At 69.8% G+C, this 15,061-nt stretch carries 16 protein-coding genes; 6 read left to right on the top strand and 10 right to left on the bottom strand.

Features of this window, described 5'->3' with window-relative positions:
- Positions 1-205: 205 nt before the first annotated feature.
- On the bottom strand, positions 206-919 hold the full coding sequence (locus NR810_RS47655) for a hypothetical protein (protein ID WP_257462472.1): 714 nt from the start codon (positions 917-919) through the stop codon (positions 206-208).
- A 232-nt stretch (positions 920-1,151) separates the two neighbouring features.
- Here NR810_RS47655 and NR810_RS47660 point away from each other — a divergent pair, with 232 nt between their 5' ends.
- From NR810_RS47660 to NR810_RS52710, 4 genes are all read left to right on the top strand, one after another.
- Positions 1,152-1,577: a nuclear transport factor 2 family protein gene (locus tag NR810_RS47660; RefSeq protein ID WP_257462473.1), complete on the top strand. Its 426-nt coding sequence runs from the start codon at positions 1,152-1,154 to the stop codon at positions 1,575-1,577.
- Positions 1,578-1,732: 155 nt separating this feature from the next.
- Positions 1,733-2,569, top strand: coding sequence for a hypothetical protein (locus NR810_RS47665; RefSeq protein ID WP_257462474.1), 837 nt, complete (start codon positions 1,733-1,735; stop codon positions 2,567-2,569).
- Between the two features lie 46 nt (positions 2,570-2,615).
- Positions 2,616-3,200 carry a YceI family protein gene (locus NR810_RS47670; RefSeq protein WP_257462475.1) on the top strand — a complete coding sequence of 195 codons (585 nt, stop codon included), beginning with the start codon at positions 2,616-2,618 and terminating at the stop codon, positions 3,198-3,200.
- Positions 3,197-4,012, top strand: a complete 816-nt coding sequence (locus NR810_RS52710) for a QcrA and Rieske domain-containing protein (RefSeq protein ID WP_257462476.1) — start codon at positions 3,197-3,199, stop codon at positions 4,010-4,012. The genes NR810_RS47670 and NR810_RS52710 overlap by 4 nt, the downstream gene beginning before the upstream one ends.
- Before the next feature lie 91 nt (positions 4,013-4,103).
- On the opposite strand, the gene NR810_RS47680 is transcribed toward NR810_RS52710, so the two are convergent.
- A complete protein-coding gene (locus tag NR810_RS47680) occupies positions 4,104-5,303 on the bottom strand; it encodes a CBS domain-containing protein (protein ID WP_257462478.1) in 1,200 nt (399 codons plus the stop codon).
- A gap of 233 nt (positions 5,304-5,536) precedes the next feature.
- On the opposite strand from NR810_RS47680, the gene NR810_RS47685 reads away from it, so the two are divergent.
- A complete protein-coding gene (locus NR810_RS47685) occupies positions 5,537-6,886 on the top strand; it encodes a cytochrome P450 (RefSeq protein WP_257462480.1) in 1,350 nt (449 codons plus the stop codon).
- A 1-nt stretch (position 6,887) separates the two neighbouring features.
- Here the strand turns inward: NR810_RS47685 and NR810_RS47690 are convergent, their stop codons facing one another.
- From NR810_RS47690 to NR810_RS47700, 3 genes are all read right to left on the bottom strand, one after another.
- Positions 6,888-8,003, bottom strand: coding sequence for an ArsA family ATPase (locus tag NR810_RS47690; RefSeq protein WP_257462481.1), 1,116 nt, complete (start codon positions 8,001-8,003; stop codon positions 6,888-6,890).
- Entirely contained in the window at positions 8,000-8,983 is a 984-nt protein-coding gene (locus NR810_RS47695) for an ArsA-related P-loop ATPase (RefSeq protein ID WP_306819122.1), read from the bottom strand. The genes NR810_RS47690 and NR810_RS47695 overlap by 4 nt, the downstream gene beginning before the upstream one ends.
- 98 nt (positions 8,984-9,081) lie before the next feature.
- Complete coding sequence (locus NR810_RS47700; protein ID WP_257462483.1) at positions 9,082-9,765, bottom strand: hypothetical protein; 684 nt, start codon at positions 9,763-9,765, stop codon at positions 9,082-9,084.
- A gap of 169 nt (positions 9,766-9,934) precedes the next feature.
- On the opposite strand from NR810_RS47700, the gene NR810_RS47705 reads away from it, so the two are divergent.
- Entirely contained in the window at positions 9,935-11,437 is a 1,503-nt protein-coding gene (locus tag NR810_RS47705) for an MEDS domain-containing protein (RefSeq protein ID WP_257462484.1), read from the top strand.
- A 62-nt stretch (positions 11,438-11,499) separates the two neighbouring features.
- On the opposite strand, the gene NR810_RS47710 is transcribed toward NR810_RS47705, so the two are convergent.
- From NR810_RS47710 to NR810_RS47730, 5 genes are all read right to left on the bottom strand, one after another.
- Positions 11,500-11,988: a nucleotidyltransferase gene (locus NR810_RS47710; protein WP_257462486.1), complete on the bottom strand. Its 489-nt coding sequence runs from the start codon at positions 11,986-11,988 to the stop codon at positions 11,500-11,502.
- Entirely contained in the window at positions 11,972-12,178 is a 207-nt protein-coding gene (locus tag NR810_RS47715; RefSeq protein ID WP_257462488.1) for a hypothetical protein, read from the bottom strand. Before NR810_RS47715 ends, NR810_RS47710 begins: the two co-directional genes overlap by 17 nt.
- Before the next feature lie 62 nt (positions 12,179-12,240).
- On the bottom strand, positions 12,241-12,864 hold the full coding sequence (locus NR810_RS47720; RefSeq protein WP_257462566.1) for a class II aldolase/adducin family protein: 624 nt from the start codon (positions 12,862-12,864) through the stop codon (positions 12,241-12,243).
- Between the two features lie 32 nt (positions 12,865-12,896).
- Positions 12,897-14,012: an S-methyl-5-thioribose-1-phosphate isomerase gene (mtnA, locus tag NR810_RS47725; RefSeq protein WP_257462489.1), complete on the bottom strand. Its 1,116-nt coding sequence runs from the start codon at positions 14,010-14,012 to the stop codon at positions 12,897-12,899.
- Positions 14,013-14,174: 162 nt separating this feature from the next.
- Positions 14,175-14,864: a hypothetical protein gene (locus NR810_RS47730; protein WP_257462490.1), complete on the bottom strand. Its 690-nt coding sequence runs from the start codon at positions 14,862-14,864 to the stop codon at positions 14,175-14,177.
- Positions 14,865-15,061 lie beyond the last annotated feature (197 nt).

The raw sequence follows: 15,061 nt of genomic DNA on the forward strand, positions 1-15,061 counted from the left end.
AGAAGGAGATGGCGATGCAGGCGGCCATCCAGCGCACCGCGCGCATCAGCCAGCTGATGTCCAACCTGCTGCAGACGCTGCACGACATGAGCAAGACCATCATCCAGAACACCCGCGGCTAGTCTCGTCGGCAGGAACTGGATGCACGGAGCGGGCACTCACCTCGGTGGGTGCCCGTTCTGCTTTGCGGGCATCCGTGGACGTCTCAGGGCTCCCGGTCGTGGCGTGGGGTCAGGCAGAGCACGGTGCCCAGGGCCAGCAAGCCGCTGAAGAGGAAGGGCATGCCCTGGGGCCAGGTGCCCTCGTCGAACCTCTGCAACGCGAAGAGCAGAGAGAACCCGCTCACCCCCCACTGCACCAGGTTGAAGAAGTGCTTCACCGGCCGGAGCGCGTACCACTCGGCCAGGGCCGAGAACACGGGCGCTCCGAGCAGCACCAGTCCGACGAGCGGCAGATCCTCCCACCTTCCCAGGATGGCGCCCTCCATCAACTCCTCGTCCAGGTGGTGGTGGTGGTGGGAGTGGGAGTCGATGAGGTGGGGGTGGGAATCCGACAGCCGGATGACCGCCTGTCCCAGCACGTTGAGCAAGGCCAGTCCCAGCCCGAAGAGCATGGGCCGGGGGATGGCGAGGCGGGGCGCCCCCCGGGCCCGGGTCAGCATCTCGGGGGTCACCTCGAGCGCGTAGGGGTAGCCGAGTTCCAGCAGCGCCTCCAGCGCCGCCACGCCGACCCGGTGGCCGTCCGTACCGGTGAGCTCGCACAGCCGCTCATCCTCCAGGACATCGAGCATCAGGTCCGCTCGCACACGCGGCGGCTCGCCCGGGGGGAGCGGCGCCGAGAGTCCATTCAGGAACGTGTCCACCTCCTCGAGGGTGATGCCCGGTTGGCGCAGGGCCTCCAGCCGTTCGAGCAGCGGCACGGCCTCCACCTCCCATTCCGCGAGGGACTGGACTCGAGGACCCTCCTCCCCCAGGGCCGGTGGTGCTTCACGGACGCGTTCCATCGAGGGCCCAGCTTAGTCCGGCCCGTGCCGCGTTGGCGTGAGGCACGGACGCCTTACAGGCGGACAGCCGACAGTCGAGGCAGGGACTGGGATGCATGCGCACCCTGCGTCTCATCAGGACCCTCACGCGGATGGAGCGAGGACCCCCATGGCGATGGAGCGAGCGCAGCGTTTCGTGGATGCACTGGCCAGACTGGAGGAGAGCGGCGACCTGGAGTCCCTGCTGGAGCTCTTCAGTGACGACGCTCAGGTGAGCAACGTGGCCTCCCACCGGACCTTCCACGGGAAGGAGGGGGCGCGCGACTTCTGGCGCGAGTACAAGGGAATGTTACGCCAGGTGAAATCCACCTTCCGGAACATGATCGAAGCGGGGGACCGCGTGGCGCTCGAGTGGGAGTCCAGCGGCACCGCGCACAACGGCGCGGCGGTGGATTACGAGGGCGTCTCCATCATCGAGTGGGACGGTGACCGCATCTCTCGCTTCTACGCCTACTTCGACCCGCGCGTGTTGGGGCTGGAGCTGTCCCAGGGCACCGCGCCGCGCTCGGAGGCTCCGGCCACCGCGCCGGCCTGAGGCCCGAGCTTTCTCTCCGGACGGGAAAAGGAACGGGGGACCCGCGGATACGCGAGGTCCCTCTTTCTGCTCCAGGCCGTAATATCTCGACATGCGAGCGGGACCCGATTGTCGCATACTGGGCAGGCCGTGTTCTTCCTGTCCGAGGGCAATTGATGTTCCGCACCGCCGTCGTCGCCCTGTTGATCTCCCTCCTCTCCGTTCCCGCTACGAGCGCGCACGCCGCCCCGGCGAAGACCGCCAGAGCCAAGACGTCGAAGACCTCCAAGGCCGCGAAGGCGAAGTCGAAGGCGTCCAAGAAGTCTTCCAGGAAGTCCTCCACGCCGCCGCCGGCCGACACCGAGGCCGAGCCAATGCAGCCCGCGGCGAAGCAGTCCGAGCCCGCGCGGCCCGAGGCCCGTCCGCCCTCGCCGATGGAGCCGGCGGAGAAGCCCTCGGAGACGCGGCCCGCTGATGCGCCGGTGAAGCAGGAGGAGTCCGACATGGACTTCGATCTGCTCGACTCCTCGGCCTCGGCCGAGGCGCCGCGCGCGGTGGATCCCGCGCTGGAGAGGGCGATCGCCCAGCGCCGCACCATGCTCACCCTCCACCAGGGGGCGGGCATCGCCATGGCGGCGACGCTGACCGCCACCATCGTGGTGGGGCAGCTCAACCTCAACGACCGCTACCGTGGAGGCGGTGACACCGGCCGGTACAAGGGGTGGCACACGGGCCTGGTGATCGGCTCCAGCGCGCTGTTCGCCGGGACGGGCCTGCTCGGCCTGCTGTCTCCCACGCCCTTCAAGAAGGAGCTCCGGCTGGACACCATCACCCTGCACAAGGTCTTCATGTCCCTGGCCACCGCTGGAATGCTCTCCCAGGTGGTGCTCGGTCTGGTGACCGCACAACACGAAGGCAAGCTGTCGCAGGTGGACCTGGTCACCGCGCATCAGGTGATCGGCTATGCGACGCTAGGCGCCGTGGGCGCGGGCATGTTGATGCTCACGTTCTGAATTTCCACCCGGAAAGACGAGTCGATAAGACCCGGAGACATCCCCCATGAAACACTCGTTCCTGGCCCTGCTGTCCTCGCTGATGCTGTCCGCTCCCGCTTTCGCACAGGAGACGGCCACCGCGCGTACGTACTCGGTGAAGAAGGACGGCAGCAGCGTGACCTACCGCCTCAACCACAAGATGCACGAGGTGGTGGGCACCGCGCGCCCCACCGAGGGCAAGGCCCGCATCCTTCCGGATGGCACCCTGCAGGTGGCCGTGCGCGCCAACGTGGCCGACTTCGACTCGGGCAACTCCAACCGGGACTCGCACATGAAGGAGGTCACCGAGGCCGTGAAGTACCCCACGGTCGAGTTCAAGGGCGTGGCCTCGGGCGTGAAGGTGCCCACCTCGTTCCCCGCCAAGCAGTCGGTGACGCTCAAGGGCCAGCTCACCTTCCACGGTGTGAAGCAGACCATCGAGGTGCCCCTGGAGGTGCTGTTCAACACGGCCAGTGACGTGTCCGCCGAGGGCAAGTTCCAGATCAGCCTGGATTCCTACAAGGTGGAGCGCCCGTCGCTGCTGATGGTGAAGGTGGACGACGCGCTGGCGATGGAGACGAAGTTCCAGCTCAAGGAGGAGGGGAAGTGAGCACGAGTCGTCGTGGTTTCCTCCGGGGGTTGGTGGGAGCGGGCGCGGGTGCCGCGGCGGCGGGCCTGCCCGGGTGCGCGCCGGACATCGCCCCCGCGCCAGTGCTGGACGCTCAGAAGGAAGCGGACGGCACCGTGATCCTGGACGTGAGGCGCTACCCGGACCTGTCGAAGGAGGGAGGCGCCGTCACCCTGCGCGTGTCCGGCGAGCAGCCGCTGCTCGTCATGCACACGGCTGAAAAGGGTACGGGTGAGTACAAGGTGGTGTCCGCCATCTGTACGCACTCGGGGTGCCCGCTGGGCTTCCAGGACGGTGAGGCCATCTGCCCGTGCCACCTCTCGCGCTTCTCGACGGACGGCAAGGTGACGCAGGCCCCCGCGAAGGCGCCGCTGACCAGCTACAAGGCGAGCTTCGACGGGGTGCTGTTGAAGATCGACTTCGCGGCGGGCGAGGAGGGGTTCCCCTCGGTGCAGAATGGGAAGATCTTCTTCCCCTTCTCGCGCTTCCCCGAGCTGCAGGCGGCGGGAGGCAGGGTGCAGGGAGTCCCGCAGGGGTACGGCAAGCTCCTCTTCGTCTTCGCGCTCGAGGGTGGCGCGTACACGGCGGTGGACTCGCTCTGCACGCACCAGCAGTGCCCGGTCAGCTACGACGAGTCGGCGAGTGACCTGTGGTGCGCGTGCCACAACTCGCGCTTCACGAAGACGGGCGACGTGACGCGGGGGCCGGATCCGAGCGGAGCCATCACCATCGGTCCGCTCAAGAAGTTCACGGCCACGAGCGACGCCACGGGAGTCACCGTGGCCATCACGTAGCACCATCTCCCCTCTCCCTTCGGGAGAGGGACGGGGTGAGGGTACCTGGACCCACCAGGTTTCCCACCGCCCCGTCCCACGGGGAATCGCGCTAGTACAACCGGCTCCAGAACGAGCGCCGTGCCGAGATGCGATCCAGCGCCTCCTGGAGTTCCTCGTCGTAATCCGCGCGGGTGGCGATGTCGGCCATGGAGATGATGCCCACCAGCCGGTCATCGCGCTCCACCACGGGGACGCGGCGCACCTGCTGGCGGCCCATCAGGGCGATGATGCTGTGGATGTCCTCGTCCGGCGTGACCGCCTCCACGTCATCCGTCATCACATCCCGGGCGCGCATGTTGTCGGGAGGGCGGCCCTCGGCGAGGGTGCGGATGACCAGGTCGCGATCGGTGAGCACGCCCTTGAGCCGCCCGCGCTCGTCCACCACGGGGACGATGCCGCAGTCCTCGTCCTTCATGACGCGCGCCACCTCGCGCAGGCTGCTGTCGAGGTGCACGCTCTTCACCCCGCGCGTCATGATCTCCCGAGCCATCAGCGGCTCGCGCTTCCAGCGGCCCTGGCGCTGCTGAGTGGGTGCCCCGGTGGGCCCGTGCGTGGTGACACGCGACTCGCGAGACGGCGCCGGCTGGCTCACACCCATCAGTGACGAATACCCCTCGCCTCCGGCTTCACGGCCCTCCGTGGGACGGTCCTCCACTGCCCGGTCCTCGCGCCGCCCGGGAGGCACACCGCGCGTGGCCTGCCCGCCATATCCCGGGGAGCGCGTCTGCGTGACGTGACTGCTCCGCTCGGCGCCGGTGCCGCTGCGATCCCACTCGCGGTACTCGCGGGGCGGCTGGTGCCCCTCCAACGAGTGGTACAGATCCTGATCGCCCATCAATGGTCCCGGACCCAGCCCGGCGGCGTCGCCAACCGAGCGATCATCCCGGCCGTAGTGTCCCCCTCCGATGTCGCCCTGCGCCGGGCGCTCGTAGGGCCGATCCCTCCCGATGAGGCGGCGGCGCGAGCCCAGGTCGTAGCGCGTGTCGTCCCCGGGCGGGGGCCCGCCCTCCTCGGTGCGCGGCTGGGCCAGGCGCAGCTGGGCGGCGCGGTGGAAGCGGCCCTGGCGCACCTCGGGTGGCTCGTCGCGCTCGGGGCTCCAGCCGGTGACGTCGGACTCGGAGCGCTCGCGGGAGCCCGGCGGGGCCTCGGCGGCGCGGCGCTCGCGCTCCCGATCCTCGGTGTGGGTGCCATTGGGCGGCGAGGGGCGCGCCGAGACGTCCCGGCCATTGTCGGTGTGTCGTTGGGCCATGGGGTGAGACCTCCTCTGCGGATGTGGACGCCGAAGGGTTGGTACGCGGGTGGCTACTTCCAATCGGCTCCAGCGCCGGACGGCCCCCTGCTGTCCGCCTCCGGGCATGCCCCTCCCCTCCGAGTGCCCGGCTTCCGACATCCTCGGTGCCCCCCCGCGGACGATGGCTACCGTTCCCCGCTTCCAGGCCGCGTCATCCTCTTATGAGAGAATGAGAAAAAGGGGGAAGAGACATGCTGACGACACTGCCCGACACCGTGGCGGAGGATCTCTCTCATCTGCCGTTGCCACCGGGAGCCGAGGGGCTCCCGCTCCTGGGCGAGACACTCGCCTTCCTGCGAGCCCCGGGGCCCTTCATCGACGAGCGGCGGCGGCGGCACGGCGACATCTTCCGCTCGCACATCTTCGGCTCGCCCACGGTGTTCCTCTCGGGGGCGGAGGCCAGCCGCTGGGTCTTCGCGGGGGAGAACAAGTTCCTCCACGTGCGGTGGGGCTACGGCACGCGCCGGGTGCTCGGCCTGCAGGCCATTCCCCAGCTCACGGGCGAGGCCCACCTGGCCCGGCGCCGGCTGCTCGCCCCCCACTTCACCCAGGCCATGGTGCGTGACTTCGTGCCGCGCGTGCAGACCATCGCCACGCGGCACCTGGAGCGGTGGGCCGAGCACCCGGAGGTGACGGTGCTGTCCATGGCGAGCACGCTCGTGCTCGAGGTGGCCCTCGGCCTCATCCTCGGGGACACGCCGGTGGACCTGGGGCGCGTGGTTCCACTGGTGGAGCGGTGGGTGAAGGGCCTCTTCTCGGCGGTGCCGTGGGACGTGCCCTTCACGGTGCATGGCCGCTCCATGGCGGCACGGCGGGAGCTGCGCGCCTTGCTGGTGCGGGTGGTGGCCGGGCGCGAGCACCTGGCCGAGCAGCCCCGGGACATCCTCGGCTCGCTGCTGTCGGTGCGGGACGAGCGGGGCCAGCCGCTGCCGCGCGAGGCCGTGCTCGACGAGACGCTCGTCCAACTGCTCGCGGGCCACGACACCACGCTGCACTCGCTGACCAACCTGGTGTGGATGCTGGCCGAGCACCCCGAGGTGCTCCAGCGCTGCCGCGAGGAGCAGCGCGGCGCCAGCGTGGACGAGCCCCTCACGCTCGAGAGCCTGAAGGAGATGCCCTACCTGCACCAGGTCATCCACGAGGGCTTGCGTTGCCTTCCTCCGGTGAGCGCCCTGCCACGCGTCACCACGCGGGACGTGGCGTATGGCGGCTACCGCATTCCCCAGGGGTGGACGCTCATGCTCAGCGTCGGAGGCACGCACCGGGCCTCACCCTGGACGGAGCCGGAGCGCTTCGACCCGGAGCGCATGAGCCCCGAGCGCGCCGAGCACCGCAAGCACTCCAACGCCCTCATTCCCTTCGGCGGAGGGGCACGGGTGTGCCTGGGGCAGCACTTCGCCATGACGGAGATGGCCGTCGTCCTGGCGCTGATGCTGCGCGGCTACCGCTGGGAGCTCGTCCCCGGGCAGGACCTGTCGCTCGCGCCGCTGCCCTTCCCGCACCCGCGCGGGGGCCTCCGGGTGCGCTTCTCCCGGGCGTGACTCACGAGGTGGCGAGCGCGTCGCCCAGCCGCACCAGGCCTCTGAAGTCCTCCAGCTCGCCACCGGCCTCGGGCGCGGCCACCGCCACCGCGCCCGCGGGCAGCTTCTCCGCCAGCCGTTGGAGCAGTCCGCGGTGGGCCTCGGCGCGGGCGCGCTCCTGCGCGGCCAGACCGATGAGCGCCTTCACCCCGTCGCGCGCGGCGCCTCCCTCCTCCACGTGCCGCAGCAGCGCCTCGGGAGGCTCCAGCCCGTCCTCGCGCGCCCAGCTCCGGTTGAGCACGTAGCCGGCGAAGGGCAGCCCCTTCTCGCGCAGCATGTCCCGGAAGAAGGACGCCTCCTCCAGCGAGGCCGACTCCGGCGACGTCACCAGCAGGAAGGCCGCGTCCGGCGAGGACAGCCGGGAGCGCAACCGGTCCGCCCTCAACCGGATGCCCGCGAACAGCCCGCTGAAGGCCCCCAGGAAGGCGCGCATCTCCTGGGTGAAACCATCTCCGAAGATGGTGCCCAGCACGTTGCCCAGCAGCTGCGACGTCTTGCGCCACAGCCGCCCCCCGCGCCCCTTCTCCTCCGGGAGGAAGAGCGAGACGATGCGGTCATCCAGGAAGCGCGCCAGCCGCCCCGGGGCCTCCAGGAAGTCCAGCGCGTGGCGGCTCGGCGGCGTGTCCAGGACGATGAGCTCGTAGCGGCCCTCGTCCAGGAAGTTGTCCAGTGCCTCGGCCGCCGCGTACTCCTGCATGCCCGCCACCAGGTCCGACAGGAAGCGGTAGAGGCGGTTCTCGATGATGGTGCGCGCCGCCTCGGGCGTGGCCGACAGCCGCCGCACGAAGCGCTCGAAGACGATGCGCGGATCCAACATCCACACGTCCAGCCGGCCCGGGCCGGGCTCGCCGCCCGCGAAGAGGCGCTCGGGGGGAATGGGGGTGGGCTCCGCGCCGCCCTCGGACAGGCCCATGGCCTCGGCGAGCCGCCGCGCCGGGTCGATGGTGAGCACCAGCACCTTGCGGCCCGCGCGCGCCGCGGCCACGCCCAGGGCCGCCGCCGTCGTCGTCTTGCCCACGCCGCCGGCGCCACACAGCACGACGACGCGCTTCTCTCGCAGCAGCAACTGCAGGTTCATGGCCGGGCTCCGGCGCTCCCGGTGGAGCGCTCAGGGGGGACGAGGCTACGGGTGAAGTGCGTGGCGAGCCGCTCCACCAGCTCCACGCCCAAGGCGGGCAGCTCGGGCACGGTGAAGAGGGGCGCGGGAAGGTTGCCCGCCAGCCGGGCCTCGGCGGCGCGCGCCCGGTCCAGCTGCGCCAGGGCACGATGCCCCCGGTGCGGCCCATGCTCGTCCAGCAGCCGCTCCACGGCGGCGCGGCCATCCGGCGAGAAGGGATTGTCCGGCATGCGGTTGAGCACGCCCGCGGTGATGGGGATGCGGTGGCGCTGGATGGCGGTGGCCAGCTCCAGCGTCTCACTGACGGGCAGCGGCTCGGGAAGGGTGACGAGCAGCGCACCCGTGAGGGCCGGGTCCCTCAAGAGGGTCAGCCCCTCGCGCACGGCGCGGCCCACGGGGCCCCCGGGCATGACGGACAGCAACGCGTCCGGCAGCGCCGCGAGCGCGAGCGCGTGGCCGGTGGCTGGCAGGTCCAGGATGGTCAGCGTGTGCAGGGGGCTCCCATCCGGGCGGGTGCTCCGCAGCAGGTGCAACATCTGGTAGAGGACACCCATCTCCCGGAGCGCGGGCGCGGCCTCGAGGAAGCGGCGCAGGGCGCGCGTGCGCATGGCCGCGTCCGCCATGACACGCAGGGGCAGCACATCCTGCAGGAAGAGGCGCTGGCCCTCGATGGGAGACAGCCGGACGAAGGACAGGCCCCTGGACACCTCGGCGACGCGAGGGCCGGGCGCTCGCGCCCCCACCAGCGTGGCGAGGGGGGAGGGACCATTCTGCTCGTCGGAAGACACTTCCACCTCGGCCAGCAGCACCCGCCGGCCCGAGGCCACCGCCGCGCGCGCGAGCGCCGCCGCGATGGTCGTCTTTCCCACGCCCCCTTTTCCCGAGACGAGCAACGCCCGCCGTTCCCACAATGCGTCCAGCAAGGCCGTCGCCCCTCCCAATCGTGGTACCGCGCAAGTCCAGAGTCTTAACGTCCGGACCCCCGCGCGACAAGGGCACCCGCCGGCTCATGCGCTCCGGGTGGGTACGGCTGAACGCGTCATTGCACGGGCCAGCGGGCGGCGATCTCCTCGCACGCCAACTGCACGTCACTCAGCCGGCGCGCGCGCGCCTTGGGCGGCAGGTACTCGCGCCCGGCGAACACGTCCACCACCCGCACCAGCCTCGGGTCGATGGGCCCCAGCGGCGCCAGGTGCTGCTCGGCGAAGGCCAGCAGCAGCGTGGCGATGTACTGCCCGGAGCGCTCGTCCAGGGGGTGGTGCTTGGAGAAATACAGCTTCATCACTCCCACCTTGTTGTTGCCCTGACGATCCAACGTCTGGAGCACCACCTGGGGCGCGACGCGGATGCTCACGCCAGCCATCTCGAGCGCGGGCGGCTCGTGTCCCACCTCGCTGGCCACCACACCATGCAGGCCCAGGCGCGAGTGCAAGGCGCGGTAGCGCTCGATGGCCTCGATGCACAACAGGGCACGGTGGGCCTCGAACTCCTCGGTGAAGACGGTGGTGGCCAACCGGTGCTGGTGCTGGCGCAGGACGGCCTCGTCCTGGCCCCGGCAGAGAAAATCGGTGATGGCCTGTGCGGCCTCGGGGTAGTGCAGATAGCGTGGCTCGGGCGGGTGCTTCTGCGCGTGGATGAGGCGCTTGCGCAGGGCGGGAGTCGCCGTGAGATAGCGCCCCAGCTTGTTGACGGAGACGTGAGGTGACCCCGTGAGTCCATCCATGAAGTGCCTCCCTGATGCGTCGTGATGTGAAGACATTAACGGAGGGGTCTGACATCTCCGGGCCCTGGAATCCGGCGGCGGACACCCTCGCGGAACCGGGGGTGGATTGCGTCGGCGCCCGGGTTGGAGGGTACTGTCAGGCAGGCACCTTTCCGTTCTCGAGGGCAGTATGAAAGAAACCCCCCCGGCAGCTCCCCCGCCCCCCAGGCGACTGGAGGAGGTGGGTGTGGCGCTGGGCGAGACGGCTCAGCAGCTCACACGCGTGGGCCAGGGTGACCACCTGTGCCTCATCTACGAGCGGTTCGAGGAGCAGGTGGCGGCGCTGGTGCCCTTCGTTCGCATGGGGCTGGAGCGGGGTGAGCGCTGTGTGTACCTGGTGGACGAGGGCACGGCGGAAGAGGTGGTCGCGGTGCTGCGGGAACGCGGCGTGGACGTGGAGGCGGAGGGGGCGCGGGGAGCGCTCGTCTTCCAGTCCACGCGCGAGGCGTACCTGCGCACGGGGCGGTTCGTGCCGGAGGAGATGCTGGCCCATCTGCGCGAGCTGGAGAGGCAGGCGCTGGAGGCGGGCTTCACGGGGCTGCGCATCATGGGGGAGATGACGTGGGCGCTGGGGGCGCAACCGGAGAGCCGGGAGCTCATCCGCTACGAGGCGCTGCTGACGGGGTTCTTCCCGAACAGCAAGGTGGTGGCCATCTGCCAGTACCACCGGAGCCGGTTCCCGCCGGAGATCATCCGGGACGTGATGCGCACGCACCCGCTGGTCATCTACGGCAACGAGGTGCACGGGAACCTCTTCTACGAGAGGCCGGAGTTGATGCTGGGGAAGGAGACGGCGGCGCTGAGGGTGGAGTGGATGCTGGCGCAGCTGAGGCGGGTGAGGGCGGACGAGCGCGAGCTCGTGGAGCTGGGGATGAGGCTGGGGCAGCAGGCGGAGGAGAACGCGCGGCTGTACGAGGAGGCGAGCGAGGCGGTGAGGATCCGGGACGATTTCCTCTCGGTGGCCTCGCACGAGCTGAAGACGCCGCTGACGCCGCTGCACCTGAAGCTCCAGTCACTGAAGAGGGAGATGGAGTCGGGGCCGGTGGCGTGTGTGCACCGGGAGCGGGTGGTTCGGGTGGTGGAGGGGGCGGAGACGCAGCTGCGCAAGCTGGCGGCGCTGGTGGATGACCTGCTGGACGTGTCGAGGCTGGCGGAGGGGAGGCTGCCGCTGACGTGGGAGGACGTGGACCTGACGGAGGTGGTGAACGAGGTGATGGGGAGGTTCGCGCAGCAGGCGGCGAAGATGGGCTGCGAGCTGGAGCTGGCGGCGGGGGGGCCGGTGGTGGGGAGGTGGGATCGGATGAGGTTGGATCAGGTGATGACGAACCTGCTGTCGAACGCGATGAAGTACGGAGCGGGGCACCCGGTGAGGGTGAGGGTGGAGGGGGAGGAGGAGAGGGCGGTGCTGGTGGTGAAGGACGAGGGGATAGGGATCGCGCCGGAGCACCTGAAGCGGATCTTCGGCAAGTTCGAGAGGGCGGTGTCGGGGAGGAACTACGGAGGATTGGGATTGGGGCTCTACATCACGCAGCAGATCGTGCAGGCGCTGGGGGGGAGGGTCCAGGTGGAGAGCGAGCTGGGGCAGGGCTCCACGTTCAGGGTGGAGCTACCGCGCCGGCCCGTGGAGACGTGAGCTCCCCCCGTCCCTCTCCCTCCGGGAGAGGGACGGGGGGAGGGTATCCGTCCCGATTTGACTCACTGCCCGGTGTTCTTCTGCCGATCTCGAAGAGCCAGGAGCTCGCGCTCGACGAGGCGATCCTTGTCCCGTCCCACATGGCGTTTGACGGCGATCAGGTCGTCCAGGCTGATGACGCGGCAAGAGCGCTCGTAGAGGGTCAGGGTCACCGCCTTGTTGGCGACATCCGGATAGGTTCCGATGGGCGGGACTTCGGAGAGGATATCGAGGCGGCCCAGGTCGGTGAGCAGGTAGAGGTTGCGGTTCTTCGAGAGCGCAGCGGGCGACTCGGTGACGGGGCGCTTGGGCACGGCGAGTGCGTACCTGGGACGATGCGGCGCGAGCACGGCGAGCAGCCGTGCGAGATTCTCCTCGGTGAAAGGCGCGGTGATGTCACAGTCCTGCGTGAAAGTCGCCGAGCCGTGGGCGATGGCGGCGACGCCCCCGATGAGGACGAACTCCACACCCGCGTCGAGGAGCAGGCAGAGGAGCTCAGGCGTCCGCTGCATCGTCGGAGTCTCCCTTGGGGCGCAGCGCCTCGTACAGCTCGGTCATTCGCTGCAGTTGCTCGAGCCGCTCCGTGGGAGTGAGGTGGAGATTCTCCTCGAGCAGGGACACGTCCACGCCTGCATCAATGGCCGCATCCCAATCCGGTCCGTAGCTCGGGAAGGCCTGCCGTAGGAGTTCACGCGGATCCATGAGGGAAGTCTAAGCCGGACCGCGGTCGGGCGCAGGTCCGGCGGTTCAGGCCTGACCGTTCCTCAGCCCCTGGGCTCGGGCTGCTGGCCGTACGTCTTGAACTTCTCGAGCACCACGGCCATCTCCGCTGGCTCCAGGAGCACGGGCTCGCCGATCTGGAGCGCGCGCCAGTACATGGCCGCGAGCGTCTCCACCTCCACCGCCAGCTTGAAGGTGCCCGCCAGGTCCCTGCCCAGCGCGAGCATCCCGTGATTGGCCAGCAGGCACGCCTTGCGCCCCTCCAGCGCCGCCACGGCGTGGCGTGACAGCTCCTCCGTGCCGAACGTGGCATACGGCGCGCAGCGGATGTCCACGCCTCCGGCCACCGCGACCATGTAGTGGAAGGACGGAATCCCCCGGCGCAGGCACGCGAGCGTCGTGCAGAACATCGAGTGTGCGTGCAGCACCGCGCCCACCTCGGGCCGCGCGGCCAGGATGTCCCAGTGGAAGCGCCACTCGGACGAGGGCTTGCGGCGCCCCTCGTGGCTGCCGTCGAAGCGCATCAGGACGATGTCCTCCGGCACCATCGTGTCGTAGTCCATCCCCGTCGGCGTCACGAGGAACCCCTCCTCCACGCGCTGGCTGAGATTGCCGCTCGTGCCCTGGTTCAGCCCCGACGTGTTCATCTTGCGCGCCGTGGCGATCATCGCCTGGCGCAGCTCGAGGTGCCTCGGTGCGCTCACGTGCCCGTCCCCCGTGCAGGCCGCCGCTCGGGGAAGAGCGACAGCAATCCCTCGGTCGAGGCCGCGCACACCCCGCGCTCGGTGACGAGCGCCGTCACCAGCCTCGCGGGAGTCACGTCGAAGCCGTAGTTGGCCACCGGGCTCTCCTCCGGCGTCACCCGCACCGTCACCACCTCGCCCGAGGGCAGCCGCCCGCTGATGTCCGTCAGCTCGCGGCCGTCACGCTGCTCGATGGGGATGTCGCGCACCCCGTCCTCGAGCGTCCAGTCGATGGTGGGGGAGGGCAGCGCCACGTAGAAGGGCACCCCGTTGTCCTTGGCCGCGAGCGCCTTGAGGTACGTGCCAATCTTGTTCGCCACGTCACCCCGGGCCGTGGTGCGGTCCGTGCCCACGATGCACAGGTCCACCTCGCCGTGCTGCATGAGGTGGCCGCCCACGTTGTCCGCGATGACGGTGTGCGGCACGCCGTGCTGCCCGAGCTCCCACGCCGTCAGGCTCGCGCCCTGGTTGCGCGGGCGCGTCTCGTCCACCCAGACGTGCACGGGAATGCCCTGCTCGTGTGCCAGGTAGAGGGGCGCGAGCGCCGTGCCCCAGTCCACCGTGGCCAGCCAGCCCGCGTTGCAATGCGTCAGCACGTTCACCCGCCCCTGCCGGCCCTTGCGCTCCCAGGCCGAGCGGATGAGCCCCAGCCCGTGCTCGCCGATGGAGCGGTTGATGGCCACGTCCTCGTCGCAGAGGGCGGCCGCGCGCTGGTACGCCGCGGCAACGCGCCCGGACGGAGGCACCGGACGCAGCACGCGGCGCATCTCGTCGAGCGCCCAACGCAGGTTCACCGCCGTGGGCCGGGTGGCCTGGAGCAACGTGCAGGCCCGCTCCAGCGCTCCATCGGACGCGTCCGCGCGCAGGGCGAGGCACATGCCATAGGCCGCGGTGGCTCCGATGAGCGGCGCCCCGCGCACCTGCATGGAGCGGATGGCATGGGCCGCCTCCTCGAGCGTCGTGAGCCGCAGCGTCGCGAAGGCGTGCGGCAGGCGCGTCTGGTCGATGATGCCGACCGAGTGGCCGTCGGCCTCGACCCAGAGCGTGCGCATCGGCTGACCGTGGACCTTCATCCTCTCCGTCTCCTCCTGGCGGAAAGGGACATCATACCCACGATGGGAGGGCGCCGAGGGAGCTGGCATCCGAGGGATATGTCCCTCTCCCGGCCATCGCACGCAATGCTGCCCGCGCCCGGCGGAGAGGTTTCGCCGGGCGCGGGCAGTCCGTGCCGCGTCTTACTGGTCGAGGCGGATGGTGTAGTCGATCGCGTTGCCCCAGATGGGCTGGTACTTGCAGTCGGTGGGTTGCAACTGCCACGACAGGATGGACCGCGCCCTGGCGGCATTCCCCTTCAGCGGTTGCACCAGGTCGAGGTTGTCGATCGCGTTGGCCACGACCGCGAACTGCCAGGACGGCGAGAGTTGCGAGTTCGCCAGGTGCACGCTGTCCTGACCGACCGGATGGAACGTGCCCGAGCCGTCGGCGACGCAGTGCAGGACGTATTCACGGCTGCCCGGCAATGGAGCCGCACCGAAACCCGTGGGCCGCTTGATCTTCACCGGGCAGGCGAAGGTCCGGCGCTGTGGATCGTAGCCGCAGCAAGGCATCTCCTCGAAGAAGAGGCTGCCCAACTGCGTCACCCTCGCGCCACACTGGCGCGCCGCGATGAAGAAGGGATCGTTGGGCTGCGGCTTCGCGGCGTCGGCACTCCCGCACTCCTTGTACTTCGCGTACAGCGATTCCTGGAGCTTGGACTGCTCGGCCTTGTTCAGCTTTTCGCTGCCTTCGAGGGCCTTGACCACCTCCTCCTTCACCGAGGCGTCGCAGGTCGGGCTCTGCTGGGCGTGCGCGGCCAGCGGCGCGCCGAGTGTGAGCAGTGCGGCCAGGGTGAGCTTCCGTGCCAGCAGGGTCTTCAATGAAAACATGGTGGAACCTCCTCGGGTGGGTCGTGCGTGATGTGGTGCGTTCCAACACGGAAGGCCTGGCCTTCCAGACGGAATGAGAAGACGCGTGGCGGCTGTGATGGGGCGTGTATGCCCATTCACGCATTTTGTTTCCCGGCGGGATTTGGCTCGCACGCCGGGTAACCGTCACACGTCTGTCATTGCCGGGGCACCGTCAC

The sequence above is a fragment of the Archangium lipolyticum genome (assembly GCF_024623785.1).
Classification (GTDB): Bacteria; Myxococcota; Myxococcia; order Myxococcales; family Myxococcaceae; genus Archangium; species Archangium lipolyticum.

Coding starts and splice junctions, on each gene's coding strand:
- NR810_RS47660 (WP_257462473.1), top strand. CDS start 1,152: ATGGCGATGGAGCGAGCGCAGCGTTTCGTGGATGCACTGGCCAGACTG.
- NR810_RS47665 (WP_257462474.1), top strand. CDS start 1,733: ATGTTCCGCACCGCCGTCGTCGCCCTGTTGATCTCCCTCCTCTCCGTT.
- NR810_RS47670 (WP_257462475.1), top strand. CDS start 2,616: ATGAAACACTCGTTCCTGGCCCTGCTGTCCTCGCTGATGCTGTCCGCT.
- NR810_RS47680 (WP_257462478.1), bottom strand. CDS start 5,303: ATGGCCCAACGACACACCGACAATGGCCGGGACGTCTCGGCGCGCCCC.
- NR810_RS47685 (WP_257462480.1), top strand. CDS start 5,537: ATGCTGACGACACTGCCCGACACCGTGGCGGAGGATCTCTCTCATCTG.
- NR810_RS47690 (WP_257462481.1), bottom strand. CDS start 8,003: ATGAACCTGCAGTTGCTGCTGCGAGAGAAGCGCGTCGTCGTGCTGTGT.
- NR810_RS47700 (WP_257462483.1), bottom strand. CDS start 9,765: ATGGATGGACTCACGGGGTCACCTCACGTCTCCGTCAACAAGCTGGGG.
- NR810_RS47705 (WP_257462484.1), top strand. CDS start 9,935: ATGAAAGAAACCCCCCCGGCAGCTCCCCCGCCCCCCAGGCGACTGGAG.
- NR810_RS47710 (WP_257462486.1), bottom strand. CDS start 11,988: ATGCAGCGGACGCCTGAGCTCCTCTGCCTGCTCCTCGACGCGGGTGTG.
- NR810_RS47715 (WP_257462488.1), bottom strand. CDS start 12,178: ATGGATCCGCGTGAACTCCTACGGCAGGCCTTCCCGAGCTACGGACCG.
- NR810_RS47720 (WP_257462566.1), bottom strand. CDS start 12,864: ATGATCGCCACGGCGCGCAAGATGAACACGTCGGGGCTGAACCAGGGC.
- mtnA (WP_257462489.1), bottom strand. CDS start 14,012: ATGAAGGTCCACGGTCAGCCGATGCGCACGCTCTGGGTCGAGGCCGAC.
- NR810_RS47730 (WP_257462490.1), bottom strand. CDS start 14,864: ATGTTTTCATTGAAGACCCTGCTGGCACGGAAGCTCACCCTGGCCGCA.